Genomic DNA, 344 nt, shown 5'->3' on the forward strand with positions numbered 1-344 from the left:
CCGCCGAGGACGCGGTCGCGGCCCTGCGCTGGATCGCCGCGGAGGCCGGCAGGCTCGGGCTCGACCCGGCCCGGCTCGCGGTCGGCGGCGACAGTGCCGGGGGCAGCCTCGCGGCCGTCGCGGCGATCGCGGCGCGCGACGCCGGCCTGGCCCTGCGCGGGCAGGTGCTGATCTACCCGAGCACCGACAACCGCCTCGATCCGGACCTCTACCCCTCCCGCCGCCGCAACGCGGCGGTGCCGCCGCTGACCTGGGAGATGGTGCGCTATTTCCACGCCCGGCACATGCCCGACCCGAGCCTCGCCCTCGACTGGCGGACCTCGCCGATCCTCGTGCCGGACGCC

At 77.6% G+C, this 344-nt stretch carries 1 protein-coding gene; it reads left to right on the forward strand.

The window, feature by feature from the left end:
- Positions 1-344: alpha/beta hydrolase fold domain-containing protein (locus AX737_RS02050; protein WP_156453479.1), on the forward strand; the 344-nt coding region annotated here is incomplete at both ends.

Origin of the sequence: Methylobacterium sp. CCH5-D2, from assembly GCF_001556475.1 — a bacterium.
GTDB classification, from domain to species: domain Bacteria; phylum Pseudomonadota; class Alphaproteobacteria; order Rhizobiales; family Beijerinckiaceae; genus Methylobacterium; species Methylobacterium hispanicum.